General features: G+C 39.7%; 41 protein-coding genes. All 41 read right to left on the reverse strand.

All coding sequences use genetic code 11. The annotated features are described in order from the left end of the window. On the reverse strand, positions 1 to 1,204 hold a 1,204-nt coding region (locus HT723_RS07325; protein ID WP_172934927.1), incomplete at its 3' end, for a phage tail spike protein. After that, a complete protein-coding gene (locus HT723_RS07330; protein ID WP_172934928.1) occupies positions 1,204 to 1,926 on the reverse strand; it encodes a phage tail protein in 723 nt (240 codons plus the stop codon). The genes HT723_RS07325 and HT723_RS07330, both read right to left, overlap by 1 nt. Then, positions 1,923 to 4,748, reverse strand: coding sequence for a phage tail tape measure protein (locus HT723_RS07335; protein WP_172934929.1), 2,826 nt, complete (start codon positions 4,746 to 4,748; stop codon positions 1,923 to 1,925). The genes HT723_RS07330 and HT723_RS07335 overlap by 4 nt, the downstream gene beginning before the upstream one ends. A 277-nt stretch (positions 4,749 to 5,025) precedes the next feature. After that, positions 5,026 to 5,445, reverse strand: coding sequence for a hypothetical protein (locus HT723_RS07340; RefSeq protein WP_049543879.1), 420 nt, complete (start codon positions 5,443 to 5,445; stop codon positions 5,026 to 5,028). A gap of 10 nt (positions 5,446 to 5,455) precedes the next feature. Beyond that, positions 5,456 to 6,037 (reverse strand): major tail protein, encoded by a 582-nt coding sequence (locus tag HT723_RS07345; protein ID WP_172934930.1) that lies wholly within the window; start codon positions 6,035 to 6,037, stop codon positions 5,456 to 5,458. Positions 6,038 to 6,048: 11 nt separating this feature from the next. Then, complete coding sequence (locus tag HT723_RS07350; protein ID WP_172934931.1) at positions 6,049 to 6,372, reverse strand: hypothetical protein; 324 nt, start codon at positions 6,370 to 6,372, stop codon at positions 6,049 to 6,051. Further along, positions 6,369 to 6,728 carry an HK97 gp10 family phage protein gene (locus HT723_RS07355; protein WP_172934932.1) on the reverse strand — a complete coding sequence of 120 codons (360 nt, stop codon included), beginning with the start codon at positions 6,726 to 6,728 and terminating at the stop codon, positions 6,369 to 6,371. Before HT723_RS07355 ends, HT723_RS07350 begins: the two co-directional genes overlap by 4 nt. Next, complete coding sequence (locus HT723_RS07360) at positions 6,725 to 7,027, reverse strand: phage head closure protein (RefSeq protein ID WP_172934933.1); 303 nt, start codon at positions 7,025 to 7,027, stop codon at positions 6,725 to 6,727. Before HT723_RS07360 ends, HT723_RS07355 begins: the two co-directional genes overlap by 4 nt. Before the next feature lie 3 nt (positions 7,028 to 7,030). Then, positions 7,031 to 7,282: a hypothetical protein gene (locus HT723_RS07365; protein WP_172934934.1), complete on the reverse strand. Its 252-nt coding sequence runs from the start codon at positions 7,280 to 7,282 to the stop codon at positions 7,031 to 7,033. A gap of 2 nt (positions 7,283 to 7,284) precedes the next feature. Beyond that, entirely contained in the window at positions 7,285 to 7,554 is a 270-nt protein-coding gene (locus HT723_RS07370; RefSeq protein ID WP_172934935.1) for a hypothetical protein, read from the reverse strand. An 11-nt stretch (positions 7,555 to 7,565) separates the two neighbouring features. Then, positions 7,566 to 8,732 carry a phage major capsid protein gene (locus tag HT723_RS07375; RefSeq protein ID WP_172934936.1) on the reverse strand — a complete coding sequence of 389 codons (1,167 nt, stop codon included), beginning with the start codon at positions 8,730 to 8,732 and terminating at the stop codon, positions 7,566 to 7,568. Then, positions 8,729 to 9,304: an HK97 family phage prohead protease gene (locus tag HT723_RS07380; RefSeq protein ID WP_172934937.1), complete on the reverse strand. Its 576-nt coding sequence runs from the start codon at positions 9,302 to 9,304 to the stop codon at positions 8,729 to 8,731. The genes HT723_RS07375 and HT723_RS07380 overlap by 4 nt, the downstream gene beginning before the upstream one ends. Beyond that, positions 9,288 to 10,490, reverse strand: a complete 1,203-nt coding sequence (locus tag HT723_RS07385; protein WP_172934938.1) for a phage portal protein — start codon at positions 10,488 to 10,490, stop codon at positions 9,288 to 9,290. Before HT723_RS07385 ends, HT723_RS07380 begins: the two co-directional genes overlap by 17 nt. A gap of 21 nt (positions 10,491 to 10,511) precedes the next feature. Continuing rightward, a complete protein-coding gene (locus HT723_RS07390) occupies positions 10,512 to 12,242 on the reverse strand; it encodes a terminase large subunit (RefSeq protein WP_172934939.1) in 1,731 nt (576 codons plus the stop codon). After that, a complete protein-coding gene (locus HT723_RS07395) occupies positions 12,235 to 12,627 on the reverse strand; it encodes a P27 family phage terminase small subunit (protein WP_172934940.1) in 393 nt (130 codons plus the stop codon). Before HT723_RS07395 ends, HT723_RS07390 begins: the two co-directional genes overlap by 8 nt. A gap of 140 nt (positions 12,628 to 12,767) precedes the next feature. After that, positions 12,768 to 13,094 (reverse strand): endonuclease, encoded by a 327-nt coding sequence (locus tag HT723_RS07400; protein ID WP_033686226.1) that lies wholly within the window; start codon positions 13,092 to 13,094, stop codon positions 12,768 to 12,770. A 455-nt stretch (positions 13,095 to 13,549) separates the two neighbouring features. Then, a complete protein-coding gene (locus tag HT723_RS07405) occupies positions 13,550 to 14,092 on the reverse strand; it encodes a site-specific integrase (protein WP_172934941.1) in 543 nt (180 codons plus the stop codon). Between the two features lie 190 nt (positions 14,093 to 14,282). Further along, entirely contained in the window at positions 14,283 to 14,684 is a 402-nt protein-coding gene (locus HT723_RS07410; RefSeq protein ID WP_000736390.1) for a transcriptional activator, read from the reverse strand. Then, positions 14,665 to 14,889 carry a hypothetical protein gene (locus HT723_RS07415; RefSeq protein WP_172934942.1) on the reverse strand — a complete coding sequence of 75 codons (225 nt, stop codon included), beginning with the start codon at positions 14,887 to 14,889 and terminating at the stop codon, positions 14,665 to 14,667. The genes HT723_RS07410 and HT723_RS07415 overlap by 20 nt, the downstream gene beginning before the upstream one ends. Before the next feature lie 6 nt (positions 14,890 to 14,895). Further along, positions 14,896 to 15,288 (reverse strand): helix-turn-helix transcriptional regulator, encoded by a 393-nt coding sequence (locus tag HT723_RS07420; RefSeq protein ID WP_172934943.1) that lies wholly within the window; start codon positions 15,286 to 15,288, stop codon positions 14,896 to 14,898. Further along, positions 15,281 to 15,457 carry a hypothetical protein gene (locus HT723_RS07425; protein ID WP_172934944.1) on the reverse strand — a complete coding sequence of 59 codons (177 nt, stop codon included), beginning with the start codon at positions 15,455 to 15,457 and terminating at the stop codon, positions 15,281 to 15,283. The genes HT723_RS07420 and HT723_RS07425 overlap by 8 nt, the downstream gene beginning before the upstream one ends. Before the next feature lie 57 nt (positions 15,458 to 15,514). Then, the gene (locus HT723_RS07430) at positions 15,515 to 15,793 is read right to left on the reverse strand and encodes a hypothetical protein (protein WP_172934945.1); all 279 of its coding nucleotides are present in this window, start codon (positions 15,791 to 15,793) and stop codon (positions 15,515 to 15,517) included. Between the two features lies 1 nt (position 15,794). Continuing rightward, positions 15,795 to 16,283 carry a MazG-like family protein gene (locus HT723_RS07435; RefSeq protein WP_172934946.1) on the reverse strand — a complete coding sequence of 163 codons (489 nt, stop codon included), beginning with the start codon at positions 16,281 to 16,283 and terminating at the stop codon, positions 15,795 to 15,797. 8 nt (positions 16,284 to 16,291) lie between these two features. Then, complete coding sequence (locus tag HT723_RS07440) at positions 16,292 to 16,966, reverse strand: DNA methyltransferase (RefSeq protein ID WP_172934947.1); 675 nt, start codon at positions 16,964 to 16,966, stop codon at positions 16,292 to 16,294. Continuing rightward, complete coding sequence (locus HT723_RS07445) at positions 16,963 to 17,223, reverse strand: DUF1372 family protein (protein WP_172934948.1); 261 nt, start codon at positions 17,221 to 17,223, stop codon at positions 16,963 to 16,965. The genes HT723_RS07440 and HT723_RS07445 overlap by 4 nt, the downstream gene beginning before the upstream one ends. After that, the gene (locus HT723_RS07450) at positions 17,220 to 17,417 is read right to left on the reverse strand and encodes a hypothetical protein (RefSeq protein ID WP_172934949.1); all 198 of its coding nucleotides are present in this window, start codon (positions 17,415 to 17,417) and stop codon (positions 17,220 to 17,222) included. The genes HT723_RS07445 and HT723_RS07450 overlap by 4 nt, the downstream gene beginning before the upstream one ends. 9 nt (positions 17,418 to 17,426) lie before the next feature. After that, positions 17,427 to 18,122, reverse strand: coding sequence for a site-specific DNA-methyltransferase (locus HT723_RS07455; RefSeq protein ID WP_172923250.1), 696 nt, complete (start codon positions 18,120 to 18,122; stop codon positions 17,427 to 17,429). Between the two features lie 28 nt (positions 18,123 to 18,150). Further along, a complete protein-coding gene (locus HT723_RS07460; RefSeq protein ID WP_172934950.1) occupies positions 18,151 to 18,312 on the reverse strand; it encodes a hypothetical protein in 162 nt (53 codons plus the stop codon). After that, on the reverse strand, positions 18,312 to 18,599 hold the full coding sequence (locus tag HT723_RS07465; RefSeq protein WP_050261586.1) for a hypothetical protein: 288 nt from the start codon (positions 18,597 to 18,599) through the stop codon (positions 18,312 to 18,314). Before HT723_RS07465 ends, HT723_RS07460 begins: the two co-directional genes overlap by 1 nt. Beyond that, a complete protein-coding gene (locus tag HT723_RS07470) occupies positions 18,583 to 19,083 on the reverse strand; it encodes a DUF1642 domain-containing protein (RefSeq protein ID WP_023940091.1) in 501 nt (166 codons plus the stop codon). Before HT723_RS07470 ends, HT723_RS07465 begins: the two co-directional genes overlap by 17 nt. Further along, positions 19,061 to 19,387, reverse strand: coding sequence for a hypothetical protein (locus tag HT723_RS07475; protein WP_023940089.1), 327 nt, complete (start codon positions 19,385 to 19,387; stop codon positions 19,061 to 19,063). Before HT723_RS07475 ends, HT723_RS07470 begins: the two co-directional genes overlap by 23 nt. Next, positions 19,377 to 19,568, reverse strand: a complete 192-nt coding sequence (locus HT723_RS07480; RefSeq protein ID WP_001105094.1) for a hypothetical protein — start codon at positions 19,566 to 19,568, stop codon at positions 19,377 to 19,379. Before HT723_RS07480 ends, HT723_RS07475 begins: the two co-directional genes overlap by 11 nt. After that, positions 19,555 to 19,722 carry a hypothetical protein gene (locus HT723_RS07485; RefSeq protein ID WP_000233205.1) on the reverse strand — a complete coding sequence of 56 codons (168 nt, stop codon included), beginning with the start codon at positions 19,720 to 19,722 and terminating at the stop codon, positions 19,555 to 19,557. The genes HT723_RS07480 and HT723_RS07485 overlap by 14 nt, the downstream gene beginning before the upstream one ends. Positions 19,723 to 19,737: 15 nt before the next feature. Then, positions 19,738 to 20,133, reverse strand: a complete 396-nt coding sequence (gene ssb / locus HT723_RS07490; protein WP_000609557.1) for a single-stranded DNA-binding protein — start codon at positions 20,131 to 20,133, stop codon at positions 19,738 to 19,740. Between the two features lie 86 nt (positions 20,134 to 20,219). Continuing rightward, the gene (locus tag HT723_RS07495) at positions 20,220 to 20,447 is read right to left on the reverse strand and encodes a hypothetical protein (protein ID WP_031236483.1); all 228 of its coding nucleotides are present in this window, start codon (positions 20,445 to 20,447) and stop codon (positions 20,220 to 20,222) included. Beyond that, positions 20,447 to 20,641, reverse strand: coding sequence for a hypothetical protein (locus HT723_RS07500; protein WP_000470300.1), 195 nt, complete (start codon positions 20,639 to 20,641; stop codon positions 20,447 to 20,449). Before HT723_RS07500 ends, HT723_RS07495 begins: the two co-directional genes overlap by 1 nt. A 14-nt stretch (positions 20,642 to 20,655) precedes the next feature. Next, positions 20,656 to 21,426 carry an ATP-binding protein gene (locus HT723_RS07505; protein ID WP_172934951.1) on the reverse strand — a complete coding sequence of 257 codons (771 nt, stop codon included), beginning with the start codon at positions 21,424 to 21,426 and terminating at the stop codon, positions 20,656 to 20,658. Further along, a complete protein-coding gene (locus tag HT723_RS07510; protein WP_172928370.1) occupies positions 21,420 to 21,578 on the reverse strand; it encodes a hypothetical protein in 159 nt (52 codons plus the stop codon). The genes HT723_RS07505 and HT723_RS07510 overlap by 7 nt, the downstream gene beginning before the upstream one ends. Further along, on the reverse strand, positions 21,566 to 22,375 hold the full coding sequence (locus HT723_RS07515) for a phage replisome organizer N-terminal domain-containing protein (RefSeq protein WP_001289773.1): 810 nt from the start codon (positions 22,373 to 22,375) through the stop codon (positions 21,566 to 21,568). Before HT723_RS07515 ends, HT723_RS07510 begins: the two co-directional genes overlap by 13 nt. Then, the gene (locus tag HT723_RS07520) at positions 22,368 to 22,664 is read right to left on the reverse strand and encodes a hypothetical protein (protein ID WP_000391808.1); all 297 of its coding nucleotides are present in this window, start codon (positions 22,662 to 22,664) and stop codon (positions 22,368 to 22,370) included. Before HT723_RS07520 ends, HT723_RS07515 begins: the two co-directional genes overlap by 8 nt. Positions 22,665 to 22,679: 15 nt before the next feature. After that, complete coding sequence (locus HT723_RS07525; RefSeq protein WP_240154957.1) at positions 22,680 to 22,952, reverse strand: hypothetical protein; 273 nt, start codon at positions 22,950 to 22,952, stop codon at positions 22,680 to 22,682. Position 22,953: the final 1 nt, after the last annotated feature.

Raw genomic sequence — 22,953 nt, forward strand, 5'->3', positions numbered from 1 at the left:
CTTCTTGCTTGACTTCTTCTGCCTTAGCCTTGGCAAGTTCGATGGCATCCGTGATAGCTTTCTCACGCTTAGTAAATTCAGCGTCAAAGGCACGGTCAGCGTTGGCGATCGCACGCTCCAGCATAATGTCAAATTGTGTTTCTTGCTTGTCCAAGATTGCGTTTGCTACTGCTGAAACACCGCCACCATTTCCTCCTGATTTCACTTTGTCATCAAAGGTAATAGTCAGATAAGCTCCCTGACCGTTGTTTGCCAAACAGTCATACTCATAGGCAATGGCTTTCTTATAAACGTCCACATTATGCTTATAACTTTTCAGGTTAACTGTATCACCTATGTGAACAGTTTGCCCATCAAGCTCATAGGCTTCAATTTTAATGGCATCTGTAGCCTTATCTATGTGTTCGTTAGTAAATTTAGCGCTAGCCCACTTTGTCAACTCATCAACAGTCTGAATGTTGTTATTGGTATAACTTCTTTCGTTGATATAAGGATAAGCACCAATTAAGGGACTATCAACCGTTACGGCAATCGTTGTGTCTTCTTCGGCTCCTTCTGCCTTAAAAGTAGACTTGGCATGGATCCGAGTAATAACATTTTGTGAGTTTTTGGTTCGTTGATAGGATTTTAGGTTTTTGTGGGTAGAGATGATAACACCTCTGTCCTCTCCTCGATTTCGCTTGATTGAGATCGCGAAATTATCCCGAACCATCTCTCCTTCCCATGTTCCCACAATTGAGTGAGCGCCATCCATTAACACGCTGTAGAGTGTTTCTACCTCTTTTGTGTTGATGGTTCTCCTGTCTGTGATATCACTGGTAAATGAAAAATCATTGATAGGAGACTTAGCAACTTGTACCAATTGAGAAAGAGCCTGCCAACAACTCTGCTTGTTGACAGACAGAGGATTGATAGACCGCTGCATGACGTCGTCAGTGATATGATAAGCAGTGATTTCTAAATGATCATCATTCTCTACTGGCTTTTTGATGCGGAACAACTGCGGACCAAGCACAGGCGCTGGTGCCTTAATCAACATATCTTCACGGAAAAGCTGATAAATCTCAGAGTCCGTGATAGGGTAGCGAACAGTAAGGATAAAATCCCCATTCATTTGCTCTTTTATGATTGCTGAAGTCGCTTCATGCAGTGGAATACCGTTCCATTTAACGTTACGAGTATCACTTTCAAGTAAATATAGCATTATGCCCACCCCCATACAGTTTCAATCGTCATGGAACTGATACCAGCGCCTAAGACAATCCCAACATCTTGTTTCTTGATTGGGTCAATCGTGATAAAATCCCCTGTCCACTTAATTCTGGAACCCGTTCCGTCCAAGAAACTAGGGTTGTTAGGGTTATTTACCATGACAGCTCTTCCAGATAATCTCTCGAACCGAATGACCTGCCTATCTACTGTGAAACTAACCTCTGTCGTACTCTGGCCAGTTATAGTAATTGTCGGAAAAGCCAAAGCAGAGCCTTTAGTTCTTAAAGTTCCACTTCTTGAAAAGGTCTGATTGTCCGTGACTTTGAAAAATTTTGTAGGGTGACACTCAAATGTGACTTTAAGTGCGTAATACCCTGCACGGCTTCTAGTAGTCTCAGAAATCTTTACCTTGTAACACCACATCTTAGTGGTTTTGACACGTTCGCTTTCAAGCCAAAAGTTCTCTCTGGCAAAGAGAGCCAAGAAACGGTTCAAGTCCTCTTCTTTTGGTTTGACTAAGTGAAGTGTATAGGATTTCTCAACCATCCCTCTATGATGATTGGTTTGTAGGATGGCTCCGCTAATCCCGTCATGCTCCCATAGTTTTGTCTTACTATTGGCAATCACGATGGATGGCGCTTCTTCTACAATGACGTCAAAAGGAAAAGAGGAGGTGGCTACACCATCAATCACCAATTCATTATGTTTGATCATATAAGCCCTCCTCTAAGCTGTGTTTTCCGTTGCAGTTCATCCGCAATCTTTTGAGCGACAACGTCAGCAATGCGATTGATATCCATCTCTTCACTGATGTTGTTTCCGCTAATGCTGACATTGATAACAGGAGACAGACCTCCCATAGTTTGAGCAATTCCACGACCGATAGCTCCCAAGGTTCGTTCGTTTAGTGGTAAGACAGCTTCATTTCCAGCCTCTCCACCAGCCATTAAACTATTTCCATTTGAACCGAAAACAGTCGGCTTGGTCAAGATACCACCCTTGGCAAACCATTTTACATCAATACTTGGCAATCCTCCGCTTAACCAGTCAAACGGATTGGTAGATCCAGTAATACGAAAATGTGGTACAGGAATGTGAGGCCATCTAAATTCAAAATTAAAGAATCCCTTAATAGCTTCAATTGCACGACCAACTAAATCCTTAGCCCCGTTAATAGCATTGCCGATTGTATCTTTAATGCCATTCCAGACACTGCTTGCAGTTGACTTGACACCATTCCAGATGTTGCTAATCGTATCTCTTATACCGTTAAAGACACTTGATACTGAGCTTGAAATACCATCAAATATTCCTGAAAGAGTGGACTTGATGCCGTTCCAAACAGTTGAAGCAACCGTTGAGATGGTGTTCCAGATGTTAGACAATAGCTGCGCTATGCCATTAAAGATAGTCCCAATGACACTTGCAATCCCATTCCAGATTGTTTCTCCAACGCTCTTAATGGTTTCCCAAGCGCCCGACCAGTCACCAGTAAGGATCTGCATCACTGCCTTGATAATACCCAAAACAACGTTGATGGCTGTTTCAACTACCGTTTTAATCACTTCCCAAACTGTAGACGTGATAGTCTGAATGGTGTTCCATCCTCCTTCTATAAGTGGACCTAGAACAGTCATAGCAGCGCTAATGATAGCGGAAATGCCAGTCCAGACTGCGTCCGTAATAGAACGGATTAGCTCTTGGTTTTCAGTCCACCATGTTACAACGGTGCCAAAAATACTCATGATGAAGTTTGAAATTTCACCTACAACAGTATTGATGACAGATGAAATAGCCTCCCACACAGCTGTGACAGCGTTGCGGAATCCTTCATTCGTTTCCCATAAGTATTTTAAAATGACAACGACCGCTGCCACTGCTGCCGCTATTGCGGCTGCTGTAGCAATGATTGGTAAGGCGGCGGTAATCATGCCTCCTATTGAAAGTCCAAGAGCTGTTGCGGCGGCCTGCATGGTCAAGAATATCGGTGCTAAAACTCCTACTGCGGTAACTACAGCTCCTATGATTACTATAAATTCTTTAATCGGGCCAGGCAAAGTACCAAACCAATCTGCCACACCTTTTATGATGTCTCCTAAAGCTTGAAAAACAGGAATCAACATTTCCAAAAGAGGCTGACCTAATGCAGCCAAAGCATTAGTCCCAGATTGTTTTAGGTTTCCCATGACGTTTTCTAAGCCGTCAGATTCTCTTGCAGCTTGACCAAGTGCTCCAGAAAGTTCATTTCCATCTTCAACCATTTGAAGCAAAGTCAATTGCTTTTGTGCTTCACTCAAATCCTTGAATGACTTGCCATATAGTTTGTTTGCTGCCGCATTACGAGTAGTTTCTGTTGCAGATATCCCCAAAGCCGCATCGTTGGCAAAATTTCCTTTAAGAAATGATTGAAGGCTCTCAGTAACACTTTCAATAGATTTGTCGTAAAAAGCAGCACCATCTGCCGCTGCCTTAGTTGCCCTAGTAGATAAATCTAAGGCTTGAGCTGTATCTAAACCAGATGTTTTTGCAAAGGAGGCCATTTGGGTGAAACTTCCTTGTAATCGTTCTGGTACAATAGACATTTCTTTCCCAATATTATTAAGAGCCTCTCTAGCTTGACCTTCCATATCCCCAAAAACTGTACTAAATTGGGCATTACTTGCTTGCATTGAAGCAGCAGCTTCAATAGCTTCTTTCCCAACGTCAACAAGTTTTTCTGAAATATCACCCAATTTCTCACTAAACTGTTGGAGTAGTTCAGCTCTTGCAGCTTTAGCTATCTCTCCCAAGCTTTCTTGTGCGCTATCCGCTACAGACTTAGTCCCCTTCATCTCATCGTTGAGATTGTTAAAAGCAGTCTTGGCATTATTCAGCTCTGCTTCCATCTTGTTAGCTTCGGCTGAGTTTTCACCATATTCTTTTTTAGTGATTTCTAACTGCTTTTCAAGGTTTTCAATTTGACGAGCGACAATTTCGGACTGTGCACCAATCTTCTTTTCAGCCAGTGCTAACTTGTCAGCTTCACTAGCGTTGGCACCCATCTGACTTTCTTGCAGCTTAAACGAACTAACGACTTTTTCAGATTCGCTGGCAAGTTGTTTCTGCTCATTCTGCAATTCTTTCAGTTGGGTTTGGTTGTTCTTGGTTGCATTCCCATTACCCTCAAGAGCTTGATTGACACTAGCTAGTTTTCCCTCATATCCTTTTAGGAGATTTTGAGTCACTTCTACTTCACGCTGGAAAGCACGATACTGATCTGCGCCAATATCTCCTTTTTTGAACTGTTCTTCAACTTGAGATTGAGCTTGTCTTAAGGTTTCTAGTTTTTCCCGAGTGGTTCCAACTTGCTTCTGTAAGACTTCTTGCTTTTGAGTTAGTAAAGTAACGTTACCAGTATCAAACTTTAAAGCCTTATCAATTTGTTTCAGCTCTTTTGTTGCGTTAGCAGACTCTTGATTGACACCTTTTAACGCTTTTTGTAAGGGCTGGGTATCGCCATCGATTTCAATTTTTATCCCTTTGATATTTCCTGCCATATTTCCTCCTTTCCTTAAAAAATAAGGAGCGCTGAGAGGTTTTCTATGACCAGAACACTAGCCAACTAAAGGAACTTGTCCTCACAATCGCTCTCTCATCACTTACTTTTTCTCTAAAATGCATCAAAATCAGCTTGGGTAGCCTTCCGACTACCCGTTTTATTTTCGCTACGCAAATTGACATAATCTGTCTGATAATCTAACGCCATTCCAATAGAAATGTGCTTGAGGTCATCGATAGATAAGCCAGTTTCCTTGCAACAAGATAGATAGGATTCTACCGTGAAGGCTTCTTCGCTTGCTGTTTCTGATGTGTCTGTTTCTTTTTTGTTTGTAGTACCGTATTCAACATTTCCATCATTAGCGGACAAACTTCGTCAAGAGGAAATTCTTCCATTTCCATGAAGAAATCATCAAACGGTTTAATTTTAGGATTGCCAGATTTAGCGAATACCCAAAATAGACGATAGAAAAAGGTAATATCGAAATCTTCTAAAAGAGATAAATCGACGCTTTCCGCTACCAAATCATTACCTTTTTCCAATTGGTTCAATTGAGCTACCAATTGCTTATTTTTCAAAAGTCCTAAAAGATCCTTGAAAAAATCCTGCCCAAACTCATTCTTGTAAGCGATTGGAGTATAGGCATTTGTTGCAAGCTCATAGCGCTTATTGCTGATTTTAATACTTCGACGCATTCTTTACTCCTTATCCTAGAGATGTTGGCTCATAAACGCTAGTAAACCAAGCTTCATACACTTCTTTCTTGTCTGCAGACGTAATCGAACGTTTCACTACGCTATCAAGTGGACGTGGTGAACCCTTAAAGCTAAGTTCACGTTCATTGACAGTTGTTCCACTCTTAGTAGCAGAGCCGTTTGATGGACGACTAGCAGAGCAGTAGTAGAGAACGTAACGAGTCTTATTTTGATCTCCTGAAAATTCAAACATAATTGCAAACGGTTTAGTTGAAGCATCGCCTTTTTCAGTCAATACTCCTGTTTGATCATCCTTGATTTCTCCTAGGATTTTTGTCGCAAACTCTTCTGTGATATGCGGTACTTTCAATTTCCCTTCATACCCTTCATTTGAGTTCATGAAGTGGTAGTCCACATCGTCTGCTGGGATTGCTTTCGATTCTCCTTTTGGTTCTAGCTCCAAATTCATAGCTCCAGGGAAACAGAAAATTTGCCCGTAGCTAATGACTTTTGTCTCACTATTGATACTTTCGATTGGTGCGATATGCACGTTTTTCAATCCATAGGTTACTGTATTTTCTGTTTTTGTCATCTTCTTCTCCTTTAGTACAAATAAACAGTATAAGGCTTGACAGATAGCCTTTCTGTCGGGATATAGCTTTCTTCTGATACCTCAAAAACAAGTTGATGTTTAGACAACAACTCTTCCAAGCTCTCTTCCAAATCTTCGTCTTTACGTTCAAAGATAAGCTCTACAGTCACAGATTTAATCTGGTATTTCTGTTCGTCGTCTGCTCTCTTGATATCTGGATGTGATTCAAAGTAGATAAGGTAAGGTGTTTGAGGAACGTGTCCAGTTTCAAATGCACGATAGGTGACAGGCAAGTTTGCCTGTTCCAAAATAGCAGCAAAGTCTGATAGCCTCATTTCCCAATCTCCTTGATTCGCTTCTCAAAGTTTTCTTTAACTTTCTCCTCAACAGGTTTAATGTGTGGAAATGCCTGACTACGACCGCCATTCCTCAAAGCATGCCCATTTTCCAGTAAGTGAGTTAAACGATATGTTGGAGCTGCGTTGTAGATGACGTATGACCCCTTAGCATTTTTCTTGAAACGCCAATTTCTAGCATACTTTCCATGACGTTTTGGACTCGTCGTTTTTAATTCCGTAACGGCTTCGTTTACAACGTCCTCAGCAATCAGGTCAATCTTGTCTTCTATCTCAGCTGAGTATTCACTTAAAGCTTTAGCGATTTCTGCTGATAAGTCACCTGTTAAACTCATGGCAATTCCTCCATCAAGGTCAGCTCCAGAATTTCTAAACCAATCGGAAATGTCTTAAGAATACGATACCGTTTCCCATTAAATTCCGCTTCTTCCTCGTTGTTATACTCAAAACTATGAATATCAAGGATAAGGCTTGGTCTAAGTCCAACCTGGCTAGCCTGATAAAATTCAGAACGAGTAATGGAACGCTTGCGACATAAAATAGTCAACCGCTTTTCTTCAAATAGAGGTTGGTGTAATTTATCTAGTCCTGTTTTAATCTTAGAAATTAGTGTAATTTCATTGTTCCACGCCATGACTTACCTCAATTTCAAATTATGCAATCGCCATAAAAGGTGGCGTGGCATATCCACCCCACCCTCATAGCGAAAGGCTGCAAAATCAACTACAAACATTTGGTCTTCTGGGCTGTCTAAGTCAAGTAGAACTCCTAAGTTATCTTCTAGTTCTGTTTTGACAGCTTCGATGATTTTCTCCAAGGGCTTATCGCGTAGTTTTGTTGCTATACCCAATTTTAGCTTAAGCAATTCTAATAATTGAGCATTGTCCATAACTACTCCTCGTCTCCCTCTTCAGGTTTCTCATCTACTACCTTTGTTTCTTCCTTTTCTACTTCTGTAGTTAATGTGTCATCTTTCGACATATCCTTATCTTCTACATTCATCAAAAAGATAGATCCTGCACTATTTGCCCCATTTAGCAGAGTCTCCGCAAACTCTTTATCAAGTTTGTTCCTAGCTCTAGGGTAATTATCCCCAACCTTATAGCAATGTTTCTTTGGGTCTCGTAAGTCCTTAAAAGGACGGATTACCTTATATACCATTTACTACCTCCTTACAAAACAGCATCTGTATAGGTCACATAAAATCCTGCATCTCCGTCTACTTTCACTACATCAAAACGATTAGCGGTTGCCAAATACTGACCGTAGATTTTGTCATCTTGCCATTTGACAGTAGTCTGCGCACGGTCAAACAATGTCGCAAATTCTCCAATATCTCCGATAAAAGCTTTCAAATCTCCCTTGCTGTCTCCAATGATATCATCTGGATAAACAACAATAACACGACCAGCAAACTTGTAGCCAGTTGGAGATGTGATATCTGTTTGGAGCATGTAGCGACCGTCCTTGTCCTTGATTTTATCAAGAGCAGCGAACATAGATTGAGTACATACGATAGTTGCATTGTAGTATGGTTTCAATTCCACATTGAGAATATCTTTCAATCCGTCCAAACCAGCTGCGCTTTTAGCTGTAGCTTTCTTGAGAACTTTAGCGATTTCTTTATTCTTAGTGATACGTTCTTGGTTCTTAGCTTGTTTAGCAACCAAGCCCATCACATCGTAGTCAGCATCATCAATCAATTCTTGAGACACAGGCAAATGCCCACGACGTGTTTTAATATCATAGTTTACTTTTGTAAAGCTTGGTTTGGCCAGAGATGGATTTTCTTCCAGTTCTTCCACGGTATTCATTGTTTGATCTGTCAATTTAACCAAGGTCCATTTACCACTAGCGTTTTTAACCTTGACTACATTTACCAATGAAATCAAGTCAGTCTGGTCTTGTTTTGCTTCTCTCGGTGGCATCAAATCAACTGGAATGATAGCTTCACCTTCAGTAGATTTAAAACCATCAGCACTCGCTTCTTTTGTTCGAAGGTAATGGTTAAATGCTTCACGTTGTTCCAATGTTTTTCCTCCTCGTTTTTCCGTTTTACCTGGAGTCGGTGCTTTACGATTTTGCTCCTCGATTTGTTTTTCCAACTCGTCAACTTCTTTTTCCAACTGCGCTTTTTCAGCTTCTTTTTCTTCAATTTCCTTTTGAAGGCCGTCTACAGTCTTTTCAACTGCTGAAACTTCTTCATCGGTTTCAGCACGATCCAACTTTTCTAACTCAACAACCGAACGTTTGTTCAATTCTTCGATAGTTTCTTCCAACTCAACTACCTTAGTTGCTTTTGCTCGCATACGAGCACCAAAGATTAACGCCTTATTCATAGCTTAAATTTCTCCTTAATTTCTTTCTTGCGCTTATCTAGCGCTTCACGATTCGCACGGCTCTGACTTTCAAAGTCTTTTTGTCGTGCAGCAATTTCCGTTTGTGGATAGGCTGGGAAAGTACATGGACTCACTTCAAAGATTTCTAGTTCTAAGACAGTGTCCAGATACGAACCATCTTCACGTTCCTCTGTTTCGATTTTTATCGGGATAAAGCCAAAGCTACATCCGATAACATCTCCACGCTTGACACGGGCATAGGTTCCAACCGCTTGAGGATCATCCTTGTTAATGATAATATCTCCGAAAAGGCCAATATCATCAACACCCAGAGTCAGAGTTCCGTTGCCTGTTCGACCGAGCACAAGACTATCATCATGGTTAAATAAAGCTCTGATATCAGCGTCTTTGATAGCTTTCTCAACTCCAGCACGCTTAATAACTTCACGGTAGCCTGGCCACAATTCCGTCTCCTCGTCAAACTTGATAAAGTAGCCACTCAAAATCAAATCACCAGAGTCTTCTTCTCTCGTTTGAAATTGAGTGGCACGATAACTATTCCGTTTCTGCATTCTCTTCCTCACCTCCTTTCAGTTTGTTTTGATCTCCTAGTTTCTCCTGAGGGAGAAAGTTTTCAAGAACAATCAACTCTTCCATCTCAGGATCAGGAGCCATCCCTAGCCAATCCCTCCACTCATTACGACGCATTGCAGCACTGTTTGTCATTTGTTGAGCAACAGCAGACAACTCTGTAATGTTGTAAGAGAAGAGTGAACGAGGATTTAGCTTGAAGTAACGATTACTAGACAAAAGTAAGTCTCTGGTTAGTGTTTGAGTAATAGTGGTAGCGATACTCATGACAGTCGTATTTACAAAGTTGTTATACTCTGTCTTGTTGAACTCTCCCACGCCCAAAATAAAAGCAGGTACTCCTAATAAACCTGCAACTGTTCTTTTATCTAATTCGACAGACTCATTTAGAGCGATATCCGTTAGACTAAGCGGCTTTACCTGTTGAATGTCCAGCAATGCCTCTGGAACAATCCATGGAGCGCCAACCCTGCTAGTACTCAAATACTTCTCAGCGATACGCTCACGCCCTTGCTCCGAATCTAGTTCAGCACTAGAAGAGTCTACTTTAACGATAAGACTAGGAATATTCTTCCCGTTCATAAAGCTTTTTTTAGTCTTGGTAGCCATGTTCAAACTTTGAACCACATCTGTCAACGTCACCCTAAAACCAGTACCAATGTATGGAATATCTGGATCTGGATTGATGACGAAGTGGACTACTTCATCAGGGGAATATTCTTCACCCCTAAATGAGATTACATAGGAATCCTTATCTGTTTGGAATGAAACCTCTCTCATCGGAAATGGTCTTAGATTAGAAATATAATCCGTAACAGGTTCATATTCCACATGTAGGACAGAGTTCCCATCGCCATATAAAAGCAAATCGCGCACAATCTTGAAAATCCATGACTTCCTTGTCATGTGTTTACACGGATTGATATCAATCTTTCTAGCAAGCCCATCACGGATTCTGATATCACCTTTATCTGTATTCTCCATCAAGTGGATGGTCATATTAGAGACCAAATCAGCAATCTTATTAACCGCTGTCACCACGTCTGGATTTCTGGCTAAAGGTACATAAGAATCCATCAAGTTTGACAATCCTAAATCTGAATGACTCAGCATGTTGATTGGCTTACTTGGCTTGTTTCGTTTCCAAAACTTTTCAAAAATACCCATGTTTCCTCACCTCCTTCCTCTCTAATCAAAGAATCTCATCACATCGCCACCCTTGCCAAGATTAGCAAGAGCCTGTATACAAGCAAAGACGCTGGCATCAAACAAGTCAATCCTTGCAGTACCACCGTCTCCGTCTAATTTTTCATATTGCACAGCGTCATCCACCTTTTCAATCGCTCTAACATTGCTCACACAGTATTCGTAAGCATCAGAATGAAGATAGTAAAATTCCTTGTTCTTGACTTTGAACTCAATCCGTCTGAACCCCTCAGATTTCAGATAAAATAACTGAGGTTGGTCAATCATCTTGAACTTAACTTTTTTCATCTTAGCCAAAAACTCACGGCCAAACTTCCTATCCATTCCCACAGCTTGGATTTTAAATCCACGCTCACGCATACTGATGAACCATTTGACGATATCGTCATAGAGAACGGTAGGAGTGTTGCTCATCGTCAACCAACCATCGGACTGCCAGCCAAAAAGTGGAATCCCATCATCGTTAGCCTTCTTTTGAGCATTAATCCGAGGAAAGAAAGCATGTGTGATACAGATATCAACATCTTTCTCACCATCATTATAGACACCGTAGAGAGCAGCTGCTGTTAAGTCATGTAATCTTGACAAGTCCGCACCACCATACCAACGAATCGGCAAGCGTGTCAGCTCTTCTAGACTCCAATCGTAACAACTATCCGACGCAATAAACTCATCCGGATTGAAATAAGCGTTCATAGAGTTTGTAAAGATATTCAAGGTCTTATTGAAAAACTCATTTCTTGTCTGAGGATCATTCATAGCCTGCTCTGCTTCTTCCTTGAGAGCCTTGAGCGAAACCGTGACCCCCCATGACGGATTAGCCATCTTGAGGATGTTCTCGTCCAGATAGTCCACTACATCCCCATCAGCAGATTGATTAGCCTTGCAGATGAAGATGAAAAATGAATCATCAGTGACCAATTGCTTGAGCACCTTTTGACAGTATTTCAAACGATTAGCAAGGAACCCGGTAGGAATATCCCCAGCTGTAGAGATAACAAAAAGCATACTGTTACGGTATGCTGACATTGTTTTTTTCATAAGACCATGTTTCTTACTGTTCCTCATTGTGTGAGCTTCGTCCAAGATGATAACATTTCCGTTCAAAGAGTCCAGACGGCTCTCATCATTCGCTAAAGCCTGGATAAAGAAAGAACCTTCATCACCAAAATTAGCAGCGATAGAATGCTCTTGGTTATTATCCTTGATACGAATGTTCTTATCATTCCATCGTTCAACATTGAATTTTAAAAAACCAAAAGCTTCCATCGCTTGCTTGACTGAGTTAGCAACGATATAGCATTTTGAACCGCTATCCGTGTCCAGAATCTGATAAGCAAGTGCAATTGCAGCAGTAAACGAGGTCTTTCCATTCTTCCGAGCAAGCATGATAAGCGCTTCTTTGAACCTACGCTCATTCGTCCCCTTATAGTAAAATCCAAACAGGTTCACAACTACAAAGTGTTGCCAAGGTTGCAAGAGTAATGGCTTGTTACGGATAGATACCGCAAACATATCATCGCCCTGCTGATGAACTATCACGTTCTCGATAAAGTGAATAACAAAATCCACCATATCCTCATCCATCTCAAACGCTGGATTTTCTAAATCACGGAAAAAACGTTCAGCAGCAAGGATGTTTTCTTCGCAATGTTCTTCTCGGTGAGTAAAGACGTGTTGAGCGTATTCTTTAGCTTTATCAAGATTACCCATTGCCAGTCACTCGATTCTTCTTGATTTCGTTCTTGAACTTCAGTACCTCAGTAAGAACTGACTCACCCTCTTGTTCTACTACCTCACCGAGCGACTTAGGATTCATCATCAACTGATTAGAGTAGCTGAGTATGTCTTTCCTCAAAATTTCCATCGCTGTCAAGATTGGAACTTTGCGCTCATTTTCAGCACCAGCCTTATTGACGTAGGTGTCTGTTACTGGATAACCCATATCAGCATAATCTTGAGCAAGTTTCTGATACTGGTATAACATACCTGCAAAAATGTCAATGATCATTTCGAACTCTTTACGATAAGTTCCCAAGTCTTTCATCTGCTTGACCACTTTTGACTTAATCGACTTTGCTGTAATTGGTTTAGCCAAAAACTACCTCCTTTCGTCAAAATCGCTTAGTTTTTACCCCCTTTTTGTTTGAAGGCCCCCGACTTGGAAAAAGTTCCCTTCACCGGTTCCCAGAGGCTTCGAAAAAATTTTTTTGAAGTGGGGGGGATAAAAAATTTTTTTCATTTTTCATTTTTGTTTTTGAAAAAATTTAAAAATTCTTTTTTTCTTTTCTTCTGCCAATAAATTCCATTTCCGATTATCTTATCGTTGTTGCGGTCATGGAACGTATTATGTTTGCGGTTGGTCAGCGGCAAACAATTCCAAGATACATACTCAAGTTCCGGATACTCAGATACTGGGTAAATATGATGAACCATTTCAGCTGGAACTGACTGCCCATATCTTAGACTTTCTTGGCAAAGGTAATCGTGTTGTCTCATGACCTTGTCACGGAACTTGTTCCACTTCCTTGTCTTCAAGCTCTGTCTGACTGGTTTGTTGTACATGATATATACTCCTTTGCAAAACAAAAGGACAGGCTCTTGACCTATCCCATCTCATACAAGAAATCTATGCTACCATAATAAACCTTTTTTTGTGAGACTTCAAGATGTCTTTTGTCTCATCTTTTATTTATCAAATCATAGACTAATACAAAAAGAAAAACGAACGGTAAAAAAATAAATCCAGCCCTTCAGCAAGGAGGTCTAATACATCTCTTTTTGTATGATCAAAAAAATGACTAAAATAATTAGGGTAAAAAAATAAACAACTAGATATCCTAGAAATAATCTCAATGTTCCATCCTCCAACTATACCAATTTTATCCCTCACTTTCACATATCTTATATTTTGTTAAACTCACTCTAAATCTCAAACCCTTACTAATCATAGGTTTTAAAGAGTTTCTTTTTTTCACTTTATGCTTAACTCATTATGTGAAAGTAATATCTAAAAAAAATTAAATGACAAAGTTCCGTAAAGCATCATCAAGCTCTGCTTGTTCTATCCCTATGTATCTCAAGGTTATTGCAGGTGATGAGTGATTGAACATTTTCTGTAATGTCCCTACGTCCTTTGTCTTGTTGTAATATTTATAGCCGAATATCTTACGCATTGTATGTGTGCCGACATTATCAATGCCAAGCTCTTCAGCAGCCTCGTGAATAATTTGATAGGCTCTCTCACGAGTGATTGCTTTATTTTTCCCTTGCCTACTCTTGAATAGAAAATGATGGAATGGTTTATCTTCGACATATCTTCTCATTTCTTTCTTGAGTTCTTTTGTCATCCGTCTTGTTATCTGCTTGCCAGTCTTCCGTTCTCTTAGTTTGATGTGCCAGCCTTGAACATCTTTAACTTTCAAGGTAAGTATATCTCCGACTCGCAAACCAGTATTCAGGCCTGTAATGAATAGCATATAATACATCTCATTCCACTCTCTGAGATAATCTTTCATTGCCTGAATGTCGTCATTATTTTTTATCGGTGATACAAATTCCATATTCTACCTCCTTTCCCAAAACAAAAAGCCAGCATTTGCTGACTCTTGACGATACTTCTGTTGGACAACTTTTCTGACTAGAATTAAGGATGACTCCTAAAGTGCGATGTGTGTTTTGTTTCAGAAGTTCATGCTATCATAATAACCCTTTTTTTGTGAGACTTCAAGATGTCTTTTGTCTCATGTTTATTTATAGCTCACCTTTCAAAATAGCGTACTGCTCTAGGATAATCCTTCTACGTCGATAGATTGTAGCTTTGCTCATGAATTTCTGTTCTGCTATTTCTTCCCATCTCAGTTGAGGGTATCTCCAGCGTAGATTAAAAATCTCCATATCCTCATCCACTAGATTACTCAAGAGTTTGTTAATAATCCCTTTAAATCCTTCAAGAAATTTTAAAGTCGGATCATCTGCGATTCTGATTGCGATAGTTTCGGTAGGTTTGCTTATTCCCACAGTAGGTCCACTTTGAGCATCTGGGTTTCTGGTTTCTAATTCTAGCCTTCTTAAGTCTATTGTGCGTTGAATGTTTTGAAATTTGAAAAGTTCTCTGTCTAACGTTTTGAGTTCTTCATCGCTCAATTTTTTCAATTTCCACCTCCAAGTTTTTTAAAAATGTAAACAAGTTATCAAACATTTGAGAGAAAGCTTTGCGAATATTAGAAAATGCCTGGTTAATCATTTTAGCTATTGCTTCAATTTCTTCAGGACTTAATTTCCGTAGTTGTTTTTCTAATTCTTCTTGCTTTTCTTGTATCTGCCGTTTAGCTATCTTCTTCTTAATTCTTTTGTTCATTGACTTTTATTTCCTTTCTTGGATCTCAATCCCAAAGAAGGTACAGATATCTTCCAATGCGTATTTAGAAATACTACTGCCTGTTTCCCACTTGGCTATCGTATCTCTGCGATACCCTAATTTAATGGCTAATTCACTCTGAGTCAATCCCAACTCGCATCGCTTTCTTTTCAGCGTTTCGGCAAAAGGATTTGTCTTCTTTCTCAAAAACATACGAGGGTCAAGATTCAATTTTTCGCAAATGACAAACATATCTCCATCTTGAGGCTGTGCTTTTCCGCTTTCCCAATGACAAATAGCTTCTGGGGTAACTCCAAAGATTTTAGCAGCCTCAACTTTCTTTAGACCTTTGGATTTTCGCCACAATCTCATTTGATTTCCGAATTTATTATCATTCATCATCCACCTCAATCTTTACGACTGCCCTACCATTCGGATTTCTTCTTTGTGTAGATGCAAAAGTGTAATACTTCAACATCCTTTCAGCAATTCCTGTTTCTTTGCTGATTTCCGCAAGCGTTCCTATCGTCACGAACGTTTCACCTTGATATAATGCGTACTCATTCATGCTCCATCTCCTCGATCAGCCAGTAAAGGTTCTTTCTGGGTTCATTGCTCATCCTCCTTAAATAAACAAACTAGCTAACCATATCAAAAATGCACATGTAATAATTTTTGATATACTGCTTTTTACAGCATATGAATAATCCTCTTCAGATTCTTTTTTGCTAGATAGCACAGGCCAGATGAAAGATAGTAGTGCATCCATCCCTAATGCTTGCCAGACTGTAATTTTACCAACTGGGACAATCGTTGTGATAATTTCATTCCATCCATACTGAACCACAAATGGCGATACAACGATTACAAATACCGCCCCAATAATGATTCCTAGTTTTTTCATTTTATAAATCCTCCTCTTTTACAAACGAGCCGTCTATCCAACGACCTTTTCGGTCTTTGATTTCTTGGTAAGCCAGTTCGAAACATTCCTCAAAACTATAACCAAGCGATTTACTGATTGATTTTAGATAACCGATTGAATGCGCTAAATTATATCGACACATTTTCTTGCCGATTAAATCCTGCCTCAATTGAAAACTACTAATCTCAGCACTTAACCATTTAAAGGAATCCATCACATCTTCATTTTCGATGAAACTTACTTCCTCAAAAATCTCCTGCACATCCTCTTTTATCAGCAAGGCCAGACCGACAATCACGACTGCGCAATCTCCGATACTGTCCTTGGTTAATTGATCATTCTTCTTGAGATAACCTGCGCACAACTCACCGAACTCTTCACTGAGTTTCAAAGACTGCTTATCTAGCCGTCCACCGTTCTCAAGGTCACGGTCTATAAACCATTTTTTGACTTTGTCTAGTGTGTTCATGATAACTCCTAAAATAATTTTATTTTCTTCTCGTAAACATCAAGCCTCTGCTTAGCAATATTGAAGATGTCCCTATCTAGATCGCATCCAACATACTCAAATCCTAATTCTTGGCAAGCAATCAAGCTGCTTGCTGAACCGACGTGAGTATCGAGTATTTTATCACCTTCTTTTGCGTAAGTTTGAAGTAACCAAAGATAAAGATTTATCGGTTTTTGTGTCGGATGGATTCTAACCTCATTTAAGGCCTTATTTCCTTGTTGTATATGACCTTCAGAGATTGACTTCCCTTGCATCATACCATTCCACATGAAACGAAATAGCCGAGTACTATCATGATAACTGCAGTACGCTATCTCACAATCCGAGAAACTTGACTTGCCATTAACTTTGTCCCAAACGATACGGCCAGGTCCAAAAGAGTAGTCGAAGTAGTTCACACCCCAAATAATTTGGTTTTTTGAAACTCTAAAAAGTTCATCAAAATAATCTCTGTTTGGAATTTTCCACTCTGATGTTTTGCCATACAGTCTATTGACGCCAATCGGACTGACTTTTCGACCATAGTATTCTCTTTTTTCTGGACCAGAAAAATATGGAGGATCTACAATAGCTAAATCAAAATAGTTGTCAGGATATCTTTTCATGACGTCCATACAATCTTCGTGAAGAAATAATTTCACATCATCACCTCGTCCCCAACTTTCACCTTCTCATACACGTCCTTCGTAACCACAAACACCCCGTAATCACGAATCGTAAGTGTATATAGCTTCCCATGTCGTCCTTTTTCGACGACCTTACCAAAAATCTCAGCGCCTGCGTTATCCGCCTTGTAGATAACCATCGGCTTCTTCTTTTCTAGTTCTGCAATCCTGTCCATCTGCCAGATGTTTAGCCCAGCAGATAGCAGAATCCAAATTGCGATAAAACGTTTCAATCTATGACCTCTCTTCCATCTCTTACTTTTTGCAAATAATATTTATATATTTCATTGTCGGTATGTTCATTTACTAACTTTTCAAATGCTTTATTGACCACTTCTGATATGCTTCTATAACCATAATATTCTTTGATGGTTTCGACATGGTCATACATATCTTTGGTAAGCGTTGCTTGTACCTTTCTAGCCATCACTCCACCTCATACCTCATCAAATAAACTTAATTGAGCGTTATGGTTTTTTATCCGCTCCTCTGCTATATCAAAATAATAGTCATCTATTTCAGTTCCTATAAAATGCCTATCTAGCTCTAATGCTGCCAGCGCTGTCGTTCCACTTCCCATAAATCCATCGAATACAATATCTCCAATGTTTGAGTGTTTTACAATGCACCTTTTTATCAATTCGATAGGTTTTTGATTTTGATGGAGTAGTTTATCTGAGCTGACTCGCTTGAAATCCCAAACATCTGTTAGGCGCTCGCCATTAAATTTCTTTCGTCCTTTGTTCGCCAATATTATCATTTCGTACTGCTTTCCAAATTGCGCTTCCAAATCGCCAGCAGTGTGATTATTTTTTCTCCAAATAATAATATTTTTTACCGTGAAATATTTCTCAATTTCTTTTTTAAAAAAATCAACTTTATCAAACGAACAAAATATATAAATAGCCGTATCATCTTTTAAAATTCGAAAACACTCTTTTATATACTCTTTTATCAATTCAGGATTGTTATCATTTTCAATAACGTTTGAAAATTTATGTTTTTCTTTCCTCCAATTTGTTTTGTAATTTATCAAATAAGGCGGGTCTGTTACGATTAAATCAATTTTATTATCAGGAATTGTTTCCATAAATTCCAAGACATCTTTTTTTATAATTTTATCTACTTCCACTGGCTATACCTCCTAAATATGAATCGTTTCAATCTGCGACCTCCTCCTCCAATTTAAGCTCAATCTCTAAGTAAAAGCTTTGATCAGGTATCTCCAGTATCGCTGTAGTGGTTTTACCATCAGAACCCACGATAACTTCTCCGATTGCCAAAACTAAGTCTCTAATTGTGCTATTTAGCGTAAGGCTCATCACTCCACCTCCTCAAAATAACTATGAAATTTACTTAAATTGACAATAGCGACCTCTTCAACGAAATGTTTTTCAATGTCAAAGTCTGGGTCATCTTTACTAAACTTTTTCTTAATGGCTTTTTCAGCTAGTGATGGTAAAGCGAATATACTTGCTCCGTTTTTTAGGGCAAGCGCTTGACCGTGTTTATTTACTATTCGATAACCAACATCAAACGGTCTGATTTTTTCTGGGATTTTTATGCGTTTACTTTGATCCTTCATTCCTTCTTCAAGCGTTTGTATCATACTCAACCTCCTCAATCTCAATCCCTGGGCAATCGAACACCCAGCCGAAACCAGCTTCTTCAAGTTCTTTGCGGGTGAATTTATAATTTCCAGTAATTATATTTTGGTTAAAATAAAGAACCTTCCCTGATTGCGTTTTAGTCAAAGGTTGCCCATTATTCAGACTAACAATATACCGCTTCTCTTCCTCGACCTCGTAGCCGTCAAGCCATGCACGAGCAACTAAATCAAATGGTCTTTCTTGCATAAACCATTTCCTAACTTCATCGTTCGTGAAATCAAATTCGAATAATTCTGCCACGTCTTTACAAGCTTTTCTAGCTTCCTCAATCCATTCAGCCACAAACTTCTTAACTTTGACTGGTTGCGGTTTATCTAGTTGTTCCAAGTCTTGCAGAAAAATTTGACGAGCTAGTTCTGCTCCTTCAGCATTCCATACACCCTCAAGTTTTTTATATTTCTTAATTAATCGCTGTACTTTCATCTTCCAACTCCTCATTATATTTTTCTACCAATTCATGCAACCACGACCAACGTTCGGTTTCTTCAACGATTTGGTCAACTTCCCTTTCTTGCAACCAAGCTGAGAAATTAACCACATTATCAATGTAGATTGTGTCGTAATCGCCCCAATCCCAAACAGTTAAATAAATTTCTGTTTCAGTTCCATTTTCATCTTCAACCGTTATTGAACCATTTTCAACCCACGCTGTACCAAAACACAATTCGCAAGTGCCAGTCTGTTCTTCTTGAAAATCTGAATGGTATTCTGTCACTTTATATTTCATCTTCCAACTCCTCCACTTTTTTCCTCAATTCTTTATTCTTTTTCTTCAACAAATCGCGCTCCAGCGCTCTAATCCGTCTCTTGCGTGCATCGCACGGTTTCGAATACTCGATTATCTTCTCTTCATTTTGCTCAATTGTACGTTTCAGTCCTTCGATTACTACCTGTTTATCGTAATTCATCGTCTAAAAATCTTTCAATAGCTTCTCTATAGGAGACTTCCGCCATACCGTCTAAGTCGTTCAGGGCTTCAATATAGTCTGGACGCCCTTGCCCATACTGCTTTTTCAAAAACTCAACAAAGAGATGAATTTCCTGATAGGTTACTCCAACCATATTTCTTACCTCCCACTAAAACGGAAAATCATCTTCCTCAAGGGCGTATCCTGGCATTTGTTCCTCAATATTCGAACGGTTAGCAGTATCATCACGCTTTTCAAGTCGCTCAAAACCATCTGCGACCACCTCAGTCAGATAGACCCTGCGCCCCTCCTGATTCTCATAGTTCCTTGTCTGGATGCGACCCGTCACACCGACCAGATTGCCCTTCTTGCACCATTCTGCGAATAGCTCCGCCTGCTTGCGCCACATCATACAGTTGATAAAGTCCGCCTCTCGCTCGCCGTTAGCTCCCTTGAAATTCCGATTGACCGCCAGCGTAAAGGTAGCAACCGCCACATTCGACGGCGTATATTTTAATTCAGGGTCTTTCGTCAAGCGCCCCACTAACGTAACATTATTGATCATCTTTCTTTTCCTTTCTTGCTGCACGTTCTCCGATTAAATAGCCGAGAAATAACCACAGAATAGCCATTCCAAATTCTTTAATAAGTTCAATCATTTTCTTCTCCTCCTGAAAAAGTCGCTAAATAGTAACAATCCTTAGAACCGTAGTCAAACCGTGTCGTCCGCTGACCAATGTGCTTCTGAAACCTTGGATGAGTGATAGCCGAGAAAGCCCACTGATGGTCTTCCATCTGCTCAATGAGATCATCGACATTGTCAAACCTCCCAAGGTAAAACTTGCAGTGCCCGTTGTAGACGAAGTAAAGCTCTAACATCACTCCACCTCGACAGGGTAAAAGTTCCCAAAGGAACCCCTCAAAGCCTTTCCAACCTGTAAGGCTGCCGCCCTAGAAACAAACCGCATGGCTTTCTTCTCCTCAGAACACGAAATATCCAAGCCAGTCACACCGATAACAGCGGACATCAGAAACGGCTTATCCTCTCGTGTCCCATGCTTTAAAATAAACATCAGCCACCTCCGTTCTAAAAATATTGCTTCCGCTTGTTTGTCAAGTCGTTGAAAACCATCAAATGGTCTTTATCCACCCCCTTCATCAGTCTGGACATAAAGGGTCTGCCATATCTTTTCTGAATATCAGCAGAAGTCAAATTGGTGGTAATGATTGTATTTGAACGCTTATTCAAGATATTGTAGAGAATAGTAAATGACCATTCGCTATCCTTCTCCATGCCCAAATCATCCAAAACCAAGAACTTAGCGCTAGCAATCTTATTGACCAGAAACTCTTCCTGACTAAAATCAGCTTTAATCTTCATCAGTAAGTCCGTCACATTGATAAATATAGCAATCTCTTTCGTGTACTCAGATAGAGCCTTAACCATAGCAAAAGCCAAATGGCTCTTACCTGTTCCAGCTTCTCCTTGTAACACGATGTTGTTCCTAGCACCCTCAGACCACTCACGACAAATCCTCTTTGCAAAAGCTAGCTTTTCCGCTTCTTTTTCGGTTGGTGTTTCAAAATTGTCCAAAGTAGCATTTTTCAAAACTTCATCATAAAGAGAGAACTTTTCAAGATAGTATTTCCTCTCTCGCTCATTCTCAGCATTAGCCAGTTCATTCACTCTTTCCTGATTTTCTTCATGAATCCGCTCAGATTCACACATGCGACATACAACACTCTCGGTCCTCAATATCTTTATCAAAGGAATGTTATGCTTTTCGCAAAACTCATCTTGTTGTTCTGTATTCCTGTGATAAGATAAGGCAATCTCCTCAAACACATTGTCTACCATGACAGACGACCTCCACATTTATGCCAGCTAGCCATTTCAGACAAGCAGGCAACCACTTGATGAATTGGTTGGTCTGCTAAAAGAGTTTTCTTCTCGTAGCTTAACGGATAATAGTCAATCTCGAATTGTTCAATTAGTTCTAGTACCCCCATTCGTCCTTGGCCTCCTGTTCTTCTTTCTTATCCTTGTTCTTCTTTTCCGATTGACGAACCTGTTCAACAGTGGTAACATTGTTCATCTGCCAATTTCTTAAAATCCCACCAATATATTTGATGTTCGGCTTTCCTGAGTTAATAGCAGTCTTCAATGCTTCTTTCACCAAATCCACATCATTCTCATTTAGGAGATGGTTGATTTCTTCAATTTCAAATCCAGATAAGAGTCTACGAAACTCAGATTGAAAAAGTTCTAAGATATTTTCTTGACCACCACTACTAGTAGTAGTAGTTATTCTTTTCTTATTCTTATCTTTATCTAATCTATTCTTATTCTTATCTTTATCTTCTTCTAGTGCGTTACCGTCCGTTACTGTAACGTTACCTGTAACGTTACCAAGAGCAAGATTTTTCTGTTTTTTACGGTATTTGGCTACACGGTTGCGTGTCTGTTCCTTTATTTTCTCCATTCCGTCAACGTTTTGATGTTTTTCCCAATTTGGCAAGCTAATAATACCATCGATAATCTCAATCATCCCAAACTGTTCAAAAACTCCAATAGCCATTCTTACTGTATTCAATGGTCTACGAAAAATAGTAGCTAACATTTCATCTGTATAGTGAACCTTATCAGTCATCATCAACAAACCATTACTGTTATGTTTTCCAGCAAGTGTCAAAATCTTGAACCATATCACTAAGATGGCATCAGGATCAGGCAAGGCATCAATCAGGCAAATCTTTTCATCGTCAAAAATATCGGTTGTGATTTTTATCCACTTAATTTCAGACATACCTAGCACCCCACTTCCTACGGTTAGCGCGATACTTCATTCGCATATCCTCATAGATGTACCTGCCTTCCAGCTCCATTTTTTCAATCTTTAGCAGCTTATTTTTAAGCTCCACATCACGATAGTCCTTAGCTAGTTTTTTATAGTCTGTTAGGTATTCTTTGACTAGTAATAGATTTTTATAATCGTTTTCCCATGTCGTAATAAAATGTCTTGAAGTTGATTCCCTTCCTTCCAGTTCTTTAACAATCATAATCAGGTTATCCAGCGATTCAATCAATTCTTCCATTTCCTGACCTCATCATTACAAAAGTCTGATTGCAGACTGTTTCGGCTCTGGCAAGGCTAGAGGCTCAGGGCGCAATCCTACAGGCGGTTCGTTGTCGTAGGTGAAACCCTTGAACTCTCTACGGATATTCTTGCGGATTTCTTGACGCTGTGCCTCTCTACCACGTTCGTATGCATGGTTGTAGCCTTGGATAATCATAGACGCAAATTCTTGCTCTTCTCGTCTTTCTTTTTCCTTACGCTCCTCTTGCAATTTGATATGACGGCAAAGCCCTGCAAATCCAATCAGC

Source organism: Streptococcus sp. 2106 (genome assembly GCF_013277315.1).
Lineage (GTDB): Bacteria > Bacillota > Bacilli > Lactobacillales > Streptococcaceae > Streptococcus > Streptococcus pseudopneumoniae.